Source organism: Streptomyces sp. NPDC003016 (assembly GCF_053591455.1).
The window spans coordinates 1-1,167 of sequence record NZ_JBSFTV010000102.1 but is presented as its reverse complement, the minus strand read 5'-3'; the positions used below and the strand labels follow the sequence as shown (position 1 = coordinate 1,167).

Sequence of the window (1,167 nt, the reverse complement as noted above, 5' to 3'; positions counted from 1 at the left end):
TGGTCGAGAACCCGTCTACCAGGAGCTTCGTTGTTCCGTACAGCCCTCTCTCACCAACATCTCTGCGCTGCAGCCAGGTTGAAAACGGCTCACTGTCCCGCCGAGTTCAAGGCGGTCGCGGTCGCGTTGTACCGGTCGATGCCGGGAGCGACGGTCACATCGGTCGCCGGTGATCTCGGGGTGAACACCGAGACACCGCGGAACTGGATCCGGGCCGCCGACGGGCGCCGCCCCGGCGTCCAGTGCGCACCGCCGTCCGCTGCACAGGCCGGCGGCGACGGTGTTCAGGCGGAGCTGGCCGCAGCTCGGAAGAGGATCCGGGAGCTGGAGGAAGAGCGCGACATACTCCGCAAGGCGGCCCGGTATTTCGCGACGGAGACGCGCTGGTGAACCGCTGCCAGTTCGTCGACGACTGCCAGCGCCGTTACGGCGTGAAGCGGCTCTGCGACATCCTCGGGATCTCCCGCTCGAGCTTCTACTACTGGCGTCGCACCGCGGCCGCGCGGACGGCCCGGCAGACCGCCGAGGACGGGCTCGCAGTGCGGATACGCAAGGTCCACCAGGACTCCGACGGCACTTACGGAGCCCCCGGGATCACCGCCGAACTCCGTGACGAGGGCGGCCCGGTGGTCAACCACAAACGCCTCGCAAGAATCATGCGGACCATCGGGCTCGAGGGAGTCCGTCTGCGGCGCCGGCACCGCACCACCGTCGCGGACCAGGCGTTGCCGAAGGCGCCAGATCTGATCGGCCGTGATTTCACCGCGGCCGCGATGAACACGAAATACGTCGGCGACATCACGTATCTGCCGGTCAGCGGCGCGAAGCCGCTCTGTCTCGCGACCGTCATCAACCTCGCCTCACGCCGGCCAGCCGGATCGGCGATCGCCCATCACATGCGAACCGAGCTCGTCATCGACGCCCTGGCCGCCGCCGAGCGGACCCGCGGGAGCCTGGCCGGTGCGGCGATGCACACCGATCACGGCTCGCAAGGCGGATTCAACCAGTCGTTGCAACGCTGGGCTGCGCTGATTGTAGATGTTCGTCGAGGGCTTCCGCGGGTGTCTTCCATCCGAGGGTTTTGCGGGGACGGGAGTTGAGGGCCGCGGCGATGGCGGTCAGCTCGTCGGTGCTCCATCGGGACAAGTCGGTGCCCTTGGGAAAATA

The 1,167-nt window shown here is 67.6% G+C and carries 1 protein-coding gene and 2 pseudogenes; 2 read left to right on the top strand and 1 reads right to left on the bottom strand.

What is annotated here, in order from left to right:
• The coding region (locus ACWDZ4_RS35080; RefSeq protein ID WP_451512430.1) for a transposase at positions 1-390 on the top strand (390 nt) is incomplete at its 5' end.
• Positions 387-980, top strand: a pseudogene (locus tag ACWDZ4_RS35075) (IS3 family transposase); the annotation flags it as partial. The gene ACWDZ4_RS35080 and the pseudogene ACWDZ4_RS35075, both read left to right, overlap by 4 nt.
• A 19-nt stretch (positions 981-999) precedes the next feature.
• On the opposite strand, the pseudogene ACWDZ4_RS35070 reads toward ACWDZ4_RS35075, so the two are convergent.
• A pseudogene (locus ACWDZ4_RS35070) lies at positions 1,000-1,167 on the bottom strand (IS30 family transposase); the annotation flags it as partial.